Source organism: Jutongia sp. SJQ-6 (genome assembly GCF_054161275.1).
This window is the reverse complement of the sequence record NZ_CP195314.1, coordinates 2,579,540-2,596,966: the sequence shown is the minus strand read 5'-3', so window position 1 is coordinate 2,596,966 and position 17,427 is coordinate 2,579,540. Positions and strand designations below refer to the sequence as shown.

Sequence of the window (17,427 nt, the reverse complement as noted above, 5' to 3'; positions counted from 1 at the left end):
TGCCTTGCCGCAATTAGTTTTCACAGTGATTTCTAAATTTTGTTGTCTCTGATGTATGATTTACATGCCTTTCGGAAACTCGAAGTCCCGGAAGCAAGGTATTCATCATTTTTGAAAGGGACTTTGCGCTCGTCGTTACTTATGTCTCGTATTTCAGAGACATTAAGTAACGTGACGTAGCGCATCGTAGCGAAAGCGTCCCGTCCAAAAATGGATGATACCTTGCTAAACCGGGACATCTCAGACATTCCTTCAGGCATGTATTCATCAGAGACTTAACAAAATAAGAAATCACGTAAAAACTCTGCGTTCTTCGGCAATTGTCTTAGTTTTTTTGATGGCAGGATAATTTACTTTATCGGTTGCAAAATAGCTATTGTTTTACTGACATAATAAGCAATATGTGGTTGTGTGAGATAATGAGGTATGGGAAGTTTGAAGATATTATTTAACAGCATTTTTATCCATCAATTTTTGATATGAATAGAATCGAAAGAATTGATTGAACAGATGGTATGAATTGTGTTAATATAGTATCGTTGGAAAATAAATTATTCATTACAAACGAATTTAGGAGGTTACAAATGTCAGAGAATACTTGTCTCGAGAAGCAGCCGCTTTCTCAGGAAATGCTTGACAAAATGGACGCATATTGGCGTGCCGCAAACTATTTATCTGCCGGTCAGCTCTATCTTTTGGACAACCCATTGTTAAAAGAGCCTTTGACCATGGATCAAATTAAGAAAAAAATCGTAGGTCACTGGGGAACTGTTCCAGGACAGAACTTCGTATATGTACACTGCAACCGTGTTATCAAACGTTATGATCTTGATATGATCTTACTTTCCGGTCCGGGACACGGTGGAAACTTCATGATCGCTAACACATATCTCGAGGGATCCTACAGCGAGATCTATCCTAATATCAGCCAGGACGAAGAGGGTATGAAGAAAATGTTCAAACAGTTCTCATTCCCATGTGGAGTACCTAGTCACTGTGCACCAGAGACTCCTGGTTCTATCAACGAGGGTGGTGAGCTTGGTTATTCTATCGCACATGCTTTCGGTGCTGTATTTGATAACCCGGACTTGATTGCTACTGTTATCGTTGGTGACGGTGAGGCAGAGACCGGACCACTTGCTACTTCTTGGCAGTCCAACAAGTTCTTAAATCCTATTACCGATGGTGCTGTTCTTCCTGTTTTGAACTTGAACGGTTATAAGATCAGCAACCCTACTATCTTCTCACGCATTCCTCGTGAAGAGATCGAGAGCTATTTCGTTGGTTGTGGTTGGGAGCCAATCTTCGTTGAAGGTGACGATCCAATGACAATGCACAAATTAATGGCTGAGGCTATGGATGAGGCAATTGAAAAGATTAAGGCTATCCAGGAAAATGCACGTAAGAATAATGATCCGGAGCGTCCTAAGTGGCCAATGATCGTTCTTCGTACTCCAAAGGGATGGACTGGTCCTAAGGTTGTAGACGGACAGCAGATCGAGGGATCTTTCCGTGCGCATCAGGTGCCGATCACAATGGAAAAACCAGAAGAGCATTTACCACTTCTTCAGGCTTGGTTAGAAAGCTACCATGCAGAGGAGTTGTTCGATGAGAAGGGTCGCTTGATCCCAGAGCTCGCAGAACTTGCTCCAAAGGGAGATGCACGTCTTGGTGCAAACCCTCACGCAAATGGTGGATTGTTATTAAAAGACCTTCGTCTTCCAGACTTCCGTACTTATGGTATCGAAGTTGATCCTGGTAAGACAAAAGCACAGGATATGATCGAACTTGGTGGATATATCCGTGACATTTTTGTATTAAATAAAGAAAATCAGAACTTCCGTATCTTCGGACCGGACGAGAGTATGTCCAACCGTTTATACAAAGTATTTGAAGCAGAGAACAGAGATTGGAACGCTGAATTACTGGACACAGATGACTGCTTATCCAGAGGCGGACGTATCATGGACGGTATGTTGAGTGAGCATATGTGCGAGGGATGGCTCGAGGGTTATCTTCTCACAGGTCGTCACGGTTTCTTCGCTAGTTACGAAGCATTTATCCGTGTCGTAGATTCCATGGCTGCACAGCATGCAAAATGGTTGAAAGTATGTAACCAGCTTACTTGGAGACGTCCTATCGCTTCCTTGAACTTCATCCTGACTTCTAACGTATGGCAGCAGGATCACAACGGATTTACACATCAGGATCCGGGATTCTTAGATCATATTGCTAACAAAAAAGCAGACGTTGTTCGTATGTATCTCCCACCAGATACTAACTGCTTGCTTTCCTGCTTCGATCACTGCGTAAAGAGCAAAAACTATGTAAACGCAATCGTTGCTTCTAAGCATCCAAGTTATCAGTGGTTAAGCATGGAACAGGCTGTTAAGCACTGCACACAGGGTGTTGGCATCTGGGAGTGGGCAAGTAACGACGAAGGCGAAGAGCCGGATATCGTTATGGCATGCTGTGGTGATACTCCAACACTTGAGACCATGGCAGCAGTTACCATCCTTCGTGATGAGCTTCCAGAACTTAAGATTCGTGTTGTCAATGTCGTTGACTTGTTCAAACTTGAGTCTAACCACAAACATCCACACGGTCTTAGCGACAGTGAATACAATGCAATCTTTACAACAGACAAACCGGTAATCTTTGCATTCCATGGTTACCCAACATTGATTCACGAGCTTACTTATCGTCGTGACAACCAGAACGTATCTGTTCATGGTTATCAGGAAGAGGGTACGATCACTACTCCATTCGATATGAGAGTCCAGAACGAGATCGATCGTTTCAACTTGGTAAAAGATGCGATCATGCATTTACCACAGTTAGCAAACCGTGGTTCCTACCTCATCCAGAAGATGAACGACAAGCTTGTTGAGCATAAGCAGTATATCGCTGAGTATGGTCAGGATCTTGAAGAAGTTCGCGATTGGGAATGGCACACTCCAGAGGATAAATAATCCTTTGCGATACGCAGCCAATTTCGTTAAGAAAACAACGCCCCTGCAGGAGTTTTGCTCTTGCAAGGGCGTTTTCTTATAGAATAAGAAAATGCTGTTGTGTAACGTTATGCCACCAAGAATTGCTTTAGCAATTCTTGCAAAGCAAAGCGCTGGCTTTGCTTTTCTTATAGAATAGGAAAATGCTGTTTTATAATTGACTGAAATGTTCCAACATAAATTTTCGAAATGTCGTTGCCGCAATACTTTGAGGATACTCTGTATCATATACAAGGGAAATACGACGATGCGGCATTTCATCCGGAAAGTGAATCTGAAAGACGCTTCCCATATCCAATGCTCCTCGCACAAACTCCGGTGGCAAAAAGCCAATACCCAAATTGTGTTCAATCGCAGGCAGAATCAAATCTGTCGTAGCCAGCTCGATCGCAGGCGCAAATGGCAGCCCACGCTCCGCAAAATATGTATTCAAAAAGTTACGGGTAATCGTCCCCGTCATTAAGCTTACCCACGGATAACGACATAATTCCGGCAAAGAAGTTGTCTTTCCTTTCAGATGACTGTACTTTGTACCGCCGATCAAAATATCTGTATAGGAATGCACCGTATGTACGATCAACGGATCCTCCATGGCAAACGGTATTGACGAGATCATTGCCATATCAACCTGTCCCTGTTTTAACGAGATGACAGATTCTCTGGAACTATTGTTTAATATACGAAATGTAACTTTTGGATGAAGTTCACTAAATGCTTCCATCGCCTGAAGCAGGCAGCAGTGTAACGCCGTCTCTGTTGCACTGATCGTAATGGAACCGCCATCTAATGACCGTAAATTGCTAAGATTCTGCTCTCCCTTAAAGAACTGTGCACAGCCTGCAGATATATATTGATAAAAGGTATTTCCTTCGGAAGTTAATTCCATCCCCGATTTACTACGAACGAACAATCTGCATCCCAACATATCCTCCAGCTTATGAATCGTTCTTGTCACCGCCGGTTGGCTGGTCTGCAAAGCGGCTGCCGCTTTTGTCAAGTTTCCATATTTTGCCACATAATAAAAAATGCGATAATATTCAAAATTTGAATTCATGGTATACCTCTCTAAAATACTAGGATATCACGCCAGTCTTACTGCAATGAATAGTAACCGTTTTGGTATACTGCTGTGATACATTCGTTGCATGTACTGCTACTACTTTCGCAGAAGCAGAATTGCCCTTCTTAGAGGACGACAAAGATTTGATCGACCATGATTTGGCTGGAGCTGAAGCACTTGGAGAGCAACTGATACACTTTGATGACGTGCCATTGTAGGAAAAAGTAGCTTTGATCGATACAGACCACAAAACCGCCCCAGACTTATTCTTATAGTAAGCTGTTTTCGTTTTTGTAATCTGTTTATCAGCAGATTGTAACGACAGTGCAGCTTTCATCCCTGCATCATTAATAACCGTCTCAATATAATCACCATTATCTAAGTGCTCAATTGTATGCTGACCTTGTGCAATAGTTGCAGCATCCGCTTTTCCTGTAATCATTAACACTGCCACCATCATTACTGCCAATACCTTACTAACTCGTTGTTTCATAATATAAAATCCCCCTTTGTTTATTCAATAACCTCTTCTTCAAAATAAATCTGTTCGGATTCTAAAACCTTATACTCTCGATATATAATGCCCACTAATGTTAATGACGTAACAATAATTACGATCAATATACCTGCAAGAATACGTTTTATCCATCTTGATTTTACGATCTTATTTGAAATTTCATCAATATCCATACCAGTCAAATAATGATTGACAACATCATTTGGTTTACCGAATTGTCGGTATAGTTCATCAATATCCTGAATATCATTCTCCTCACAATATACCCATACATTATTCGAAAACCAAGATAAATATTTACGTTCACCCCGACCACGAAATGGGCAGATTGCTTTAATCTCTGAAATATATCTGCGAACAATCTTCTTATTCACTTTTATCCACCTTCCCCTTCAATATAATATCAATATTACCAATTCATAAGAAAAACTTCGCACAGCCGAAGCTGCTATCGGCTCACATATTGCTTATTATGTCAAAGAATATTTAGTTTTTTGCAGCCACAACATAGCGATTTCTGCCGGCAGAGAACTATAGTAATTGCCTTTCCGCATTTTCGTTTTAGGTGATTTCTAGATTTTGTTGTCTCTGATGATTGATTTGCATGCCCTTCGGAAACTCGAAGTCCCGGAAGCAAGGTATTCATCATTTTTGAAAGGGACTTTGCGCTCGTCGTTACTTATGTCTCGTATTTCAGAGACATTAAGTAACGTGACGTAGCGCATCGTAGCGAAAGCGTCCCGTCCAAAAATGGATGATACCCTGCTAAACCGGGACATCTCAGACACTCCTTCGGGCATGTATTCATCAGAGACTTAACAAAATAAGAAATCACACAAAAACTCTGCGTTCTGCGGCAATTATCTTAGTTCGCTGCCGACAGAGTAAGTTAACTTGTCGCCTGCAAAATATCACATTTATTGCAGACATAATAAGCAATATGTGACGATATGATGATATTGGCTATGCGAAGTTTGCGTTCATAAGATAAATTTACCAATAACGAACCTCATTTTTCGTTCGAAGTGCGTGTGATGATCTTACCTATTGCCCCTGTAATACTATAGTATTCATCTAACAGCCGATCCAGATATTCCAATCCACTTTCTGTAATTGAATAATATACACGCGTTCGTTTCACTCCAACCTTGATCTGTTCATACTCTAAATAGCCTTTCTCATTCAGCCGATACAATGTTGGATACATAGTTGCCTCATTAAGTTTATATCCCCCCTCACTATACTCTAAAAGTTCATTGGCAAGCTGATAGCCATACTTCTTCTCTGAACGCAGAAGTAACAACAATACCAGCTCAATTGTCCCGTTTTTGATGTTACCTTTTGTTACTTTTGGTTCTTTCTTTTCTGCCATATTCTCACACCTTTAAGGTTATTAGCTCATGTTTAGCCTGTTTCAGCCAATTACGGCTGTCTATTGTTAGTATACAGATTTTTTTATGTACTGTCAATCGATGCATTAACATTTAATACTTTACAAAGTAAATTAATTATTGACAGACTTATAACATAAAGATATAATGTTATACATCGAAAGGAGGGTGGAAAATAATGAAGAATACAATAATATCTATATCTCAATTGTCAATTATAATCTCACCAAAAAATGTTCTTGTTCCACGACGGGCAAGCCCATCATAAGAAGAACAAGAACATAACAAAAAACCCAAGAACCATTATACCATACAATCTCAAAATGGTATAGCAAAAATTCTTTACAATTATGAACGGAGGAAAAATTATGAATTACAAAAAAATTGCAACTATCACTATGGCTGCTTTATTAGCAATTTCAAGTAGTATGCCGGCATCGGCTGTAACAAAAAACTGGCGCGTATATCATGCACAAGGTGCACCAACCAACTCTGGTATATTTGATTCTGGGCAAATGATGCCAAAGGGAGGCAGTGTTTGTGAAGTAAAAATGACCAGTTATGAGAATTTGTCAAAAACAACTCTCTACGCTTATCGCGAGGGTCATAAAGATGCCCGAAAATATATTACCGCAAAAGAAAACATTGTTAATGTATATGTTGCTTCAAACAAGGCTGAAAAAGTCATCGTGCACATGGCAACGACTTCCAACAAACAGACCACTGCAAAAGGCACCTTTATGCGTTAATATTATAGTTACACTATAAATGGGCATATTTATCACTAGCTAAAGTTACTCTCCGTATGCACTCCTATTATAGCGAATGCATACAGAGAGTAGTGTTATATTATATAGAAATAATGAAAGGAATATATATGATAAAATATAACAAGATTCTTAGCTGTCTTCTTGCAGCTTTACTATTAACCGGCTGTCAAGCCACACCATCTTCCGTCAAAAACAAAGCGAAAGATTACACAAACTCGAAAGATGTAACCACTGGAAAAGAAGAATTTGTCTCTGTTGACCATCTGTTAGACAATATGGATTCTCTGTTAAAAGCATCGTATCAAAATATGGTCTTAGCAGATACCATTCATATTGAACAACCTCAATCTGTCTCTATATTGCAGCTTGAGAACCCCAAAAATCTGGCAACACCGGAAAATGTAAAAAAATTATCTAAAGTTGTCCTTGGCACCAACAAGTATGATCATTTAATTAAAAATTATAAAAATGAAAAATGGGCAGTTGGTGACACCTATGGATTTAACTATGACTCAAGAACTGATTCCTCTGGCGATATCGATAATGTGGGATTTTATGTAATGAATACCAAATTATACCTTTTAGGCGCATATGGCATTCGAAACATTTACCACCCTGATTGGGGCATTCCTCTAGGCAATTGTACCCTTAATGGAAAGAAATGCTCTTTAACCAAACAATATCAATACGTAGAAAATTGGGCAAAGAAAAATGGTAATGTTATCGAAAATATGTATGACGATTTCCATGTCAAAACAATTTATAAATGTAAAAGCGATGGTATCGAATATCTTTCCTTTGATGTTTGTAAATATTATAAAGGGATTCCGTTTGATGACATTTGGTTCTCTCCAGAACAACGCAATTCCATTGATGACATTTCTTATCCTCCAAATGTCTTGGAAATCTGCACTCTTGGTAAACCAAAAATCGAAAGCCTGCGCAATAATAATTATAGTTATACCATAAAAAAAGAGGAACCACACAATGACAAATTAATTGGACTAAAACGTGCCTTAACATTAGCTGAGTCACATATGTCCGGTACTCACAAGTATAACATTGTAGATATCGATATTAAATATACAATATGCCAAGCTACCAAAACAACTTACACAGACGATGGCAAGGAAAAAATAACGATTTCCTACGAGGCTCGTCCTGTGTGGTCTTTCATTATGGATAACAAAGAACACCAAACACGAAACATTCTGTGGTCTCGAAAATTCATTAATGTTGATATGATCACCGGAAATGTTGAATATCATGAGTCTGATAATTGGGATGATTGATCTCTTATTATCAACTCAAGTACGATCAAGCCAAGGAAGTGAACTATTATGCGCAAAAAATATGCAAAAACCATTAGCTGTCTTCTTGCAGCTTTACTATTAACCGGCTGTCAAGCCACCCCTTCTTCCGTCAAAAACAAAGCGAAAGATTACACCAACTCGAAAGATGTAACCGTCGACAAGGAAGAATTTGTCTCTGTTGACCATCTGTTAGACAATATGGATTCTCTGTTAAAAGCATCGTATCAAAATATGATCTTAGCAGATACCATTCATATTGAACAACCTCAATCTGTCTCTGTATTACAGCTTGAGATCCAAAAAAATCTAGCAACACCGGAAAATGTAAAAAAAATGTCAAGAACCATTCTAGGCACAAATAAATACGATCATCTAATAAAAAATTTCAAAAAGCAATGCCACTTTGATTACGATATTTATGGCATTAATTATAATTCAAAAAAAGATCCAGAAATCCAAATTGACGCTTCTGGTTTCTATGTAATTTTACCAAATCCAAAGCTTTTTGGTGCCTATGGGATTAGAGCTATCTATCATGCAGATTTTGGTCAACCATTAGGTTACTGCACACTTAATGAAAAAAAAGTATTGCTAGATACGCAATGCCAATATGTAAACAACTGGTGCGATAAAAAAGCAGATGTAATTGAAACTATGTATGACGACTTTCGCGTTAAAACAATTTATAAATGTAAGTCTGACGGCATAGAATATCTAGCTTACGATATATGCAAATATTACAAAGGAATTCCATTCGATGACATTAGCTACTCTACCGACCAGGAAAACACCACAGATACTATATCCTACTTTTCAAATATTTTAAACATTACCACCCTTGACCAACCCAAAATCGAGGGTATGCGCAATAATAATTTTTGCTTTAAAATCAAAAGCGAAAAAACACATAATGATAAATTAATAAGTTTGAAGCGAGCATTAAACCTTGCAGAAACGCAAATGTCTGGGGCACATAAAAGTGAAATTATAGACATTGACATCAAATATTTAATTTGTGAAACCGCGCAAACAACTTACACCGATACTGGTAAAGAAAAAATAATATGCTCATATGAAGCCCGTCCTGTGTGGTCTTTCATCATGGATAACAAAGAACATCAAACCAAAAATGTTCAATGGTCTCGAAAATTTATTAATATTGATATGATCACCGGAAAAGTTGAATATCATGAGTCTGATAATTGGGATGATTGATAAATAGCAATATAAGAAAGGCAGTGTTATTATGAAACGCACAAATTCCTGTACAACCAAAAAATCATTTGCGGAAATCAGCATTTTTCTTGCCAGTAAATGGTTCTTCATTAGCATATTTGTTGTCACCATTCTATGCTATATGACCCCAGTCTATTATGGCGATGGTGTTTCTGAAATGTCAACCTTAGAATTATTACGTCTAAAGGCTAACCCCTCTTTTGCCATTGAGCCTATGCAGTATCAAATCTCGGTTATCCTTCCTAGAGCAGTGCAAGGGTATTTAGCAATGTTTGTACCTGTACTATCGGCTCTGCCATTTATTGTTTTTCAACAGGCTGAAAAATCCGGACGTTATCAACGATTCTATATGTTCCGCTCCACCTCCTCAAGACAATATTACGGCAAAAAATGGCTATTCGGCATGGTGACTGGCGGACTTGTTTTGCTGTTTGGAGTAATACTTTTCGAATTGTCCTTTATCGCGATGGATTATTATATCTCCGGCACAATTACTGTCGGCAAATCTGTTGAACAACTATTTTACATGCAATATTACGCCGGTATCTTTGTATATGGTGCAGTTTCTGCTATACCTGCTATGTTGATTAGCTTTTTGTGCTGTAACCTTTATTTTATCGTATGTATACCATTTATCGCAGTTTTTATGTGTAATCTGCTTGTTTCTTATTTGTACCGCTTTGCGGACAATTGTCCCATTCCACATTTCGTACAAATTCAAGGGAATTTATACAGTTTTGGATTTTGTTATATATTCAGCGATGTATTATCGTTTGTACAGCTTACAATAGAAATGATCGTGCTATTGACGGTCTCCGTAGGATTCGTAGCATTGCACAATCACCTTAAATTAGATCTAACCGATTAGCGAAAGGAGTTTGACCATGAAAACATTTAAAATGATGCGTAGCGAATATTTATGCTGGCTATTTAATTCCAGAATTATTTTGCTTCCCTGTGTCTTTATCATAGTGTATACCATGATCACATCGGATCTCGTCAAATGTGCAAATAACATGGGTGCACCAATCAATTTATTAGAACCTTTTATTGGCATCTGTAATTCTGCCACATTTCTTGGATTTATACCGATTGTTTTTTTGGTTCTAATAGCAGATTTTCCTAGAATCGATAATAATATGATTTTCAAAATTTATCGTGCAGGAAGGATAAAATGGGTGTTATCTCAGTTGCTATTTTTACTTGCTGCAGACGTTACTTTTGTATTTCTATTATTTGTTGGCATTACACTTCCAATACTACAGCGCGGATTTTGGTTTAATGGATGGAGTGATGTTGTCACCGACATGACTCGAGTTTTTCCTGAACTTGCTGACTCGGATATTTCAAAATTTATTCCTGCCAACCTTTACTATCAAATGCTTCCCTTCCGTGCTGCGATTCTTTCCAGTGTTTTTTTAATATTATATCTATATTTGATAGGTATGATTATGCTAGTCATAAAAATACACGGGCAAGGCACTTTCGGAATTGTAATTCCCGGTCTCATTGTAATTGCCGGATCAGGATTGGTACAGCTGGGACATGTTAATGCTAAATGGCTGTTGCCCGCTGCTCATGGGATCGTGCGAACACATTATTCCACCTATTACCGACACATGGATTGTACACTGACAACATCCTTTTTGTATTTCTTCGGAATAATCGGGATCCTGCTTGTTCTTGTTCTGATCCAAGCACGTAAAATCAACTACACCAATATCATTCAAGTCGAATAAGGAGGACTACCATGACAAATAAAACAACTAACTCGTTCATCCAAGTAAATGACATCGTACTGCGTTTCAAAAAAGATATTTTGCTAGATCACGTTTCCTACCAATGCGAGCAGGGGAAGATTCATGGCATTGTCGGACGAAACGGCAGTGGTAAAACATTACTGATGAAATGTATCTGCGGATTCATCCGTCCCAATGAAGGGCATATTTATGTCAGAGACAAGGAGATTGGTAAAGATATTGATTTTACTCCGGATACGGGAATCATCATTGAAACCCCGGGATTTATTCCTTATTATTCCGGCTATCGTAATCTCAAAGTACTGGCTGCTATCAACAATCGTATTTCACGAAAAGACATTGAAAACGCCATGTATCAGGTAGGACTTGATCCAACAATGAAAAAACGTGTCGCAACATATTCACTCGGCATGCGTCAGCGTTTAGGTATTGCACAGGCAATTATGGAAGATCCCTCTTTAATTATATTGGATGAACCATTTAACGGTCTGGATAAACATGGCGTAGAAGAAATGAGAGAATATTTTCTATCTCTGAAAAAGAAAGGAAAAACCATTCTACTCACCTCACACAACACAGAAGATATTGAGTATTTATGTGATACCGTTGTAGAAATGGATCACGGCAAATTTATATAATCTAGAATCATAGGAAGGTGGTCAAAATGAAAAAAATTTATTTTGCAACAGGCGTTTTATTAATCAGTATGTGTATGCTATTAGCATGTGAAAACAAGAACGCATCCCAAGGTGACAGTAAAAAAGCAGAGCAGTCAAAACAAGCAACTGAAGCTCCCAAAGATGCAAAAGTTGCCACCGCAGAAAATGGCAAACATACTGAAAGTAATGACGTAACCGTTGATGTCCAAAAATATCATAATACTGAGAAAATTGTTTCCGAAAACGACTATGCGATATCCTCCGATCTGCAGGACATGAGCAAAGAAGCCCAAGAAATCGTTGAAGCAAAAATACGCACTTTTCAGTATGTTGTTATTGATGGGGATGCTTGGACAAAAATTGAGCTGGACATTCAAAACAGTCTGTCTGGGACCTTGAAAAAAGGCGATTCCATTACTTTATATCAGTCTGGCGGTTATGTCCCTTTGACAGATCACATTGCATATTATAAGGATGCATTCCGATACAAAGAATGGTCCAAAGAGAAAATAAACGACACTATTTTGCAGGAAACCATTAATGGCGAAGGCGAACCTGTAGTAGGTACAGAAGCAATATACTACTTAACCAAATTTAAGAAAGATGGAATCCTGAATGGCAATTATGGTCGAGTGTGTGGCAAATATGCCCAGTTAAACAAAATTAACGATAATTCGTATAAACATGAGCAAATGAGTGGCAGCAACAGCTCCGAAAAAGTGACCATTTCAGACATTAAGAAAGAACTCCACGAATAGCAGCCAACTCATCGTCTGCTCAAAATCTTCGGGTAACATAAATACAATATCGCAGCAAAAAGACCAATGACAGCAATCAGAATACCGAGCTTAAAGCCTGGGGAAACATATCGAAATTCAACGGTGTGTTTCCCCGGACTGCATTTAAATTGCATAAACGTATCGGCATATGTTGTATAGTTGACTTTTTTACCATCGACGAGAATAGTCCATCCCTTATCATAAGGAATGGAGGTCATAACTGCCTGCTGATCGTCAGCCAAAGTGATGGAACCGGTAATTTTGCCGTGGCTGTGAGACTTGACCTGAAGCGCATTCCCAGCTAACGATTGCATCGTTTCTCTAACAGTTGCCATATCTAATTGGACAATTTCGGCATAAGACGGTCCATACGTATTGCCATCATCTGTTGTTACCACCTGAACCGTTACCGTTTCGTTTTGTTTGAAATTGCCCAGATACAAAATACAGTTGGTTTCATTGGAAAAATAATCTCCAATGTAAGTCCCGTTCACATAGACATTGGCATAAGGCGAATTACCCTCCATATACAAATACATAGGGTTATTTGAAGCAGCAGTTATCTGATAGGTCCATGTATTCGCAGCTTCCTGTGAGTATGTAACATTGCAATTCCAAAAATAATTTTTATGTTTGCCGGTAATTCCTGTTACGAAGGAATTTTCATTGCTAAATACACTCTGTTGTGCGATATTATCCGCTTTGCGCAGATCAGATACCGCATAAGCAAAAGGAAGTGCCATATTATTTTGATAAGAAGCGGCCATGTCGTTTAACGTGTTATCCTTACTGTCTATAGTTGCATATACTGCAGACAGATCACGCCGTGAAAGAACGTATTTACATCCAAACAAGCTGTCAGTCAGAGGCGTGGAACCATAGCCTGAATTCCAAAAATAAGATTGTGCCAATCCTAAAGTTTTTGTCAATTTGTTGACATGAACATTAAACGCAGAGGAGTAATGTGTCATACCGTTATAACCGAGCAGCATCGCATCGTTTTTAGAAAATTCATAGGTCTGGTTAATGCGGTACAAATCTTTATCTTGTTTCTGAATCTTTTGCACCAATGTTTGTGTTTCTTTGATAAATTTCGTATATTCTGCCATTTCGGTATAACCAAACTCCTTGTCCAGACCGTCGAACATTTTGCGGCCGTTACCGGTCATATCAATGATCGTGCTAAGCAGGCAAAGGGTAATCGCTGCCGATAATACATATTTTTTATGAACAAGCTGCGTGATTACCATAATACTCCGCAACGCCATATAAATCAGCGTAAAGCTGCACAAAAAAGCATAGCGATATGGAAACCAGTTTGGATACTGGAAGCCATGCCACACTTTGTCCAAAGGAATATAATAGAAACTGATCGCAAATAATATCAGCATTGCTGCCATTCCAATTTTTTCCCGCAATTTTATCTGCCGCAGCAAAAAATATATCACAGCGAGCAGCAAAAGCAACAGTCCCGGATAGATCGAAGGAAGCCCGCTATTGGTAATGCTGTCGTATTTGCCGGGAAGCAATTTTGTGAAAAGATTCTTGAATACAAAATTCGTAGATTGCTGTGGTTCATAACCGGTAAATCCAGAGTCCAATTTTCCGGACATGAGTGCTTTGAGAGCCGGCAATAAAATAGGCGCTGTCATAGCAACTGCGAGCAAAGCAGCAATTACAAAATGCAGTAAGCGTTTCCAATGTTCTTTATTAGAGTAAACCTCACTAATTGTGGAATGACCCGAAACGTGTTGACGACTTGAGCGAGCGTTGTAATCACGAATCCACATGATCAGAAAATATAGACCGGTAAAAATACCGACCATATATCCCGTATAATAATTACTCATACACAAAAGTGCATAGCAAATAATGAAACAGATACCACGTTTCCCATCCAATATTTTTTCTGCTCCCAGCAATACTAGCGGGAGAAAAATAACGCCATCGAGCCACATAATACTAAGAGAATATACCATAGTGTAAGACATAAAAGCATATCCGATCGCAGGGAGCAACAGCGCAAAATATCGCTGGCCATTGTATTTTCGGCGCAGATAATTCGCATAAATCACAAAAGTCAGTGAACACAGTCCTATTTTTAGGACAGTAATAATTTCAATAGCCACCGGCATTTTGCTGACTGGAAATAGTAACGTCAAAAATGAGAGCGGACTGGAAATATAAAAAGCGAATACTCCCATGTAATTGCCGCCCATAGAGCGTGCCCAAGAGAAAAATAAAGAATTATCACCATGTATCATACTACGCAGAGAAGCCAAAAATTCCACATTCTGATCGCGCATATCCATGATCAGCATTGACTTCGTACCAAACGGATAAAAATGATTTGCTTTTAGGATGAATAGCATCATCAGTTCGGCAAGAAGAAATGCCGCACTATAAAGTAATACGGATTTACTGCGTGCAGAAACTTTAGAGGTTTGTTCGTCCTCTGCAGAATATTTGGAAGCATTATTGCTCATTTTAGTATGGTTCTTTTTATGATATGTGGATATTGTTTTCTTTTTAGCTTTATGCATAATAACCCTACACTCCTTTTTTCGGCTCTATCCTATCGTTCAACACATCAATGCAAAATTGCCGACAAATTATTCATAATACCGGCCGCAACTTCCGGGTCGTTCATGGTATAAACATGAATATGTGAAATGCCGTTAGCGATCAAATCTATGATCTGATCCGTTGCATAGGCGATACCAGCCTGCTTCATTTTGGCCGGATCATCTCCAAACCAGTCAACGATGGATTTGAATCGCGCAGGAACACAACTGCCAGACAATTGAATACTGCGTTCCACTTGATTTTTACGCGTAATCGGCATGATCCCTGCAATAACCGGAACCAATACCCCCGCTTCGCGCAGACGATACATATAATTATAAAATATGCTGTTATTAAAAAACATCTGTGTTGTCAAAAATTCACAGCCTGCGTCTACCTTCTCTTTAATATGTTGAATGTCCTGTGCTTTGCTAACCGCCTCCGGATGTCCTTCCGGATAACAAGCGCCGCCAATACACATTTCCGGTGCAATTTGTTTGATATAACGCACTAATTCAACTGCATAATGAAATTGATCAGGCAATGGGAATTCAGCGTCTGCCGGAATGTCTCCTCGAAGTGCCAATACATTTTCAATCCCGGCCTCCTGCATACACTCCAACTGTTTTTTTACAGTTTCTTTAGTAGAGGAAACGCAGGTTAAGTGTGCCATAGATGGCACATTGTATTCCGCTTTAATATCTTTTGCAATCTGCATTGTATAAGCACTTGTGCCACCCCCGGCTCCATAAGTAACACTCATAAAATCCGGTTGAAGTGCTGCAATTTCTCTTACAGATCTGCTTACTTGTTCTACTGCTGTATCCTTTTTAGGTGGAAAAACCTCTAATGATAATGTCACTTTGTCTTCCTGCAATAATTGTGTAATCTTCATTTGCTCCTCCTGTTATTTCTCTCCATGTTGTTTGCGGTATGCATGATCAGCATAACCATTTTGGACAGCTCAATCCCTCATGATCATCACAGGCATTTTAGGCAGCTCAACCTCTCATGATCATCACGGTCATTTTTGACATCCAAGATTCAACACCGAATCTGATCGCGTCCATTTTCTTTTGCTTCGTATAGTTTTTGATCTGCGCAACGAAGAATATCGTCAATTTCATCTTCTGCTTTTACAGAAACAAGACCCATGCTCATTGTCACTCGAATCTGCTGCTCCTGATATGTAATCGTTTGATTACGAAGCGTATCCAATATGCTTTGCAATATGTGTTCAGCCTGCTCTATTGTGTGACTTTCTATAACGATCAAAAACTCTTCTCCACCCCAGCGGCACACAAAACCATTTGCTAATAATTGTTCCTTTAAGACTCTGGCAACGTGAATAAGCACTTCATCACCAGCTTCATGCCCATAATTATCATTTACTTTCTTGAAAAAGTCGATGTCTCCAATTGCCACACAATACTTTATGCCGCTTATCTGCATTTGCGCTTTCATTTTAAGTAAATTTTTGTCGCCATAACGACGATTGTATAATTGTGTCATTTCGTCATATTCCACCTGCCGGCGAATAGACTCCTGCATCTTTTTGCCGCTGCGCGCCAGATCGCCGATTTCATCTTCTACTTTAAGCAAACCTGCCGGCATCTCTGCTTCAAAATCATCTTTGGTCAACTTTTTCATAAACTGCTGCAATATGCGTATTCGTTTTGTCAATATGCGTGTATACGAAATGCTGATCGCACCGATCACAAAGATTGCGGCGATACTCAATAGCAAAATCGGGCGAACTGCCATCCGAATATTTTTTTCAATATCGGTTGCTTTCCTGCATACGCCTACCATTCCAAAGCAGGTGCCATCTTCCAAAAAAATCGGCTCATAGTAAGCAAAATACCGCTCATCGCCTACATTTGTCGTACTGCGATAAAAATGCGCTTTTTTCTTTTTCAAAACATCTTTCGTAATCACCGAAGAAACTGCTGTATTGATAAATAAACGTCCTTTGGTATCCCGAAGCGTTGTCTGCAAACGTACATCCTGACAAAAAAGTGTCACTTCCACACCCATAATTTCTTTCATGTTATCAATAAATTCCGTGTCTTTTGTAATATCTTTTCCGCCTTTATAAATATGATAATTTCCTTTTACATCTTTATTCAACGAAAACTCACCTGGATAATTCTCGTCTAATATTTTTAAGATCAGTTTCGTCTGCTGCGTCATCTCTTTTCGAACATGACCTTCCATTTTGTCAGAAAATGTTTGCATGCTGACCACCATCAACACAATACCCAGCACCAAAATCGGCAGCACCGCCAACGCAAGCATTTTATCTCCCAAACCATTTCCTCTAAACTCTCTCTTTGGTATCTCCATAGCCATCCTCATTTCTGTTT

The 17,427-nt window shown here is 39.0% G+C and carries 15 protein-coding genes; 8 read left to right on the top strand and 7 right to left on the bottom strand.

Translation table 11 applies throughout. The annotated features are described in order from the left end of the window. Positions 1–584: 584 nt before the first annotated feature. Entirely contained in the window at positions 585–2,972 is a 2,388-nt protein-coding gene (locus ACSAJE_RS11950; protein WP_118507881.1) for a phosphoketolase family protein, read from the top strand. Positions 2,973–3,162: 190 nt separating this feature from the next. Here the strand turns inward: ACSAJE_RS11950 and ACSAJE_RS11945 are convergent, their stop codons facing one another. The 4 genes from ACSAJE_RS11945 to ACSAJE_RS11930 all read right to left on the bottom strand — a co-directional run bounded on the left by ACSAJE_RS11945 (position 3,163) and on the right by ACSAJE_RS11930 (position 5,960). After that, the gene (locus tag ACSAJE_RS11945; RefSeq protein WP_118507882.1) at positions 3,163–4,065 is read right to left on the bottom strand and encodes a LysR family transcriptional regulator; all 903 of its coding nucleotides are present in this window, start codon (positions 4,063–4,065) and stop codon (positions 3,163–3,165) included. A 19-nt stretch (positions 4,066–4,084) separates the two neighbouring features. Continuing rightward, complete coding sequence (locus ACSAJE_RS11940; protein ID WP_022024978.1) at positions 4,085–4,564, bottom strand: hypothetical protein; 480 nt, start codon at positions 4,562–4,564, stop codon at positions 4,085–4,087. Positions 4,565–4,584: 20 nt separating this feature from the next. Further along, the gene (locus ACSAJE_RS11935; RefSeq protein ID WP_022024977.1) at positions 4,585–4,962 is read right to left on the bottom strand and encodes a DUF6120 family protein; all 378 of its coding nucleotides are present in this window, start codon (positions 4,960–4,962) and stop codon (positions 4,585–4,587) included. Between the two features lie 635 nt (positions 4,963–5,597). Further along, on the bottom strand, positions 5,598–5,960 hold the full coding sequence (locus ACSAJE_RS11930) for a PadR family transcriptional regulator (protein WP_118507884.1): 363 nt from the start codon (positions 5,958–5,960) through the stop codon (positions 5,598–5,600). A gap of 387 nt (positions 5,961–6,347) precedes the next feature. On the opposite strand from ACSAJE_RS11930, the gene ACSAJE_RS11925 reads away from it, so the two are divergent. The 7 genes from ACSAJE_RS11925 (at position 6,348) to ACSAJE_RS11895 (ending at position 12,475) form a co-directional block, all read left to right on the top strand. Beyond that, the gene (locus tag ACSAJE_RS11925) at positions 6,348–6,728 is read left to right on the top strand and encodes a hypothetical protein (protein WP_458009192.1); all 381 of its coding nucleotides are present in this window, start codon (positions 6,348–6,350) and stop codon (positions 6,726–6,728) included. Positions 6,729–6,856: 128 nt separating this feature from the next. Further along, entirely contained in the window at positions 6,857–8,041 is a 1,185-nt protein-coding gene (locus tag ACSAJE_RS11920) for a hypothetical protein (RefSeq protein ID WP_458009191.1), read from the top strand. Between the two features lie 48 nt (positions 8,042–8,089). Continuing rightward, complete coding sequence (locus ACSAJE_RS11915; RefSeq protein WP_458009190.1) at positions 8,090–9,277, top strand: hypothetical protein; 1,188 nt, start codon at positions 8,090–8,092, stop codon at positions 9,275–9,277. A 31-nt stretch (positions 9,278–9,308) separates the two neighbouring features. Further along, a complete protein-coding gene (locus tag ACSAJE_RS11910) occupies positions 9,309–10,166 on the top strand; it encodes a membrane protein (protein ID WP_022025359.1) in 858 nt (285 codons plus the stop codon). 16 nt (positions 10,167–10,182) lie between these two features. After that, the gene (locus tag ACSAJE_RS11905; RefSeq protein ID WP_022025358.1) at positions 10,183–11,037 is read left to right on the top strand and encodes a hypothetical protein; all 855 of its coding nucleotides are present in this window, start codon (positions 10,183–10,185) and stop codon (positions 11,035–11,037) included. An 11-nt stretch (positions 11,038–11,048) separates the two neighbouring features. Beyond that, positions 11,049–11,696 carry an ABC transporter ATP-binding protein gene (locus ACSAJE_RS11900; RefSeq protein WP_022025357.1) on the top strand — a complete coding sequence of 216 codons (648 nt, stop codon included), beginning with the start codon at positions 11,049–11,051 and terminating at the stop codon, positions 11,694–11,696. A gap of 26 nt (positions 11,697–11,722) precedes the next feature. Further along, a complete protein-coding gene (locus ACSAJE_RS11895; RefSeq protein WP_118690619.1) occupies positions 11,723–12,475 on the top strand; it encodes a hypothetical protein in 753 nt (250 codons plus the stop codon). Positions 12,476–12,483: 8 nt separating this feature from the next. Here the strand turns inward: ACSAJE_RS11895 and ACSAJE_RS11890 are convergent, their stop codons facing one another. From ACSAJE_RS11890 to ACSAJE_RS11880, 3 genes are all read right to left on the bottom strand, one after another. After that, on the bottom strand, positions 12,484–15,039 hold the full coding sequence (locus ACSAJE_RS11890) for a YfhO family protein (RefSeq protein WP_458009189.1): 2,556 nt from the start codon (positions 15,037–15,039) through the stop codon (positions 12,484–12,486). A 47-nt stretch (positions 15,040–15,086) separates the two neighbouring features. Beyond that, on the bottom strand, positions 15,087–15,956 hold the full coding sequence (gene metF / locus ACSAJE_RS11885; protein WP_458009188.1) for a methylenetetrahydrofolate reductase [NAD(P)H]: 870 nt from the start codon (positions 15,954–15,956) through the stop codon (positions 15,087–15,089). A gap of 149 nt (positions 15,957–16,105) precedes the next feature. Then, entirely contained in the window at positions 16,106–17,407 is a 1,302-nt protein-coding gene (locus ACSAJE_RS11880; RefSeq protein ID WP_458009187.1) for a sensor domain-containing diguanylate cyclase, read from the bottom strand. Positions 17,408–17,427: the final 20 nt, after the last annotated feature.

Bases quoted from the DNA above. Each gene is read 5' to 3' on its own strand.
- ACSAJE_RS11950 (WP_118507881.1), top strand. From the start codon at position 585: ATGTCAGAGAATACTTGTCTCGAGAAGCAGCCGCTTTCTCAGGAAATG.
- ACSAJE_RS11945 (WP_118507882.1), bottom strand. From the start codon at position 4,065: ATGAATTCAAATTTTGAATATTATCGCATTTTTTATTATGTGGCAAAA.
- ACSAJE_RS11940 (WP_022024978.1), bottom strand. From the start codon at position 4,564: ATGAAACAACGAGTTAGTAAGGTATTGGCAGTAATGATGGTGGCAGTG.
- ACSAJE_RS11930 (WP_118507884.1), bottom strand. From the start codon at position 5,960: ATGGCAGAAAAGAAAGAACCAAAAGTAACAAAAGGTAACATCAAAAAC.
- ACSAJE_RS11925 (WP_458009192.1), top strand. From the start codon at position 6,348: ATGAATTACAAAAAAATTGCAACTATCACTATGGCTGCTTTATTAGCA.
- ACSAJE_RS11920 (WP_458009191.1), top strand. From the start codon at position 6,857: ATGATAAAATATAACAAGATTCTTAGCTGTCTTCTTGCAGCTTTACTA.
- ACSAJE_RS11915 (WP_458009190.1), top strand. From the start codon at position 8,090: ATGCGCAAAAAATATGCAAAAACCATTAGCTGTCTTCTTGCAGCTTTA.
- ACSAJE_RS11910 (WP_022025359.1), top strand. From the start codon at position 9,309: ATGAAACGCACAAATTCCTGTACAACCAAAAAATCATTTGCGGAAATC.
- ACSAJE_RS11905 (WP_022025358.1), top strand. From the start codon at position 10,183: ATGAAAACATTTAAAATGATGCGTAGCGAATATTTATGCTGGCTATTT.
- ACSAJE_RS11900 (WP_022025357.1), top strand. From the start codon at position 11,049: ATGACAAATAAAACAACTAACTCGTTCATCCAAGTAAATGACATCGTA.
- ACSAJE_RS11895 (WP_118690619.1), top strand. From the start codon at position 11,723: ATGAAAAAAATTTATTTTGCAACAGGCGTTTTATTAATCAGTATGTGT.
- ACSAJE_RS11890 (WP_458009189.1), bottom strand. From the start codon at position 15,039: ATGCATAAAGCTAAAAAGAAAACAATATCCACATATCATAAAAAGAAC.
- metF (WP_458009188.1), bottom strand. From the start codon at position 15,956: ATGAAGATTACACAATTATTGCAGGAAGACAAAGTGACATTATCATTA.
- ACSAJE_RS11880 (WP_458009187.1), bottom strand. From the start codon at position 17,407: ATGGAGATACCAAAGAGAGAGTTTAGAGGAAATGGTTTGGGAGATAAA.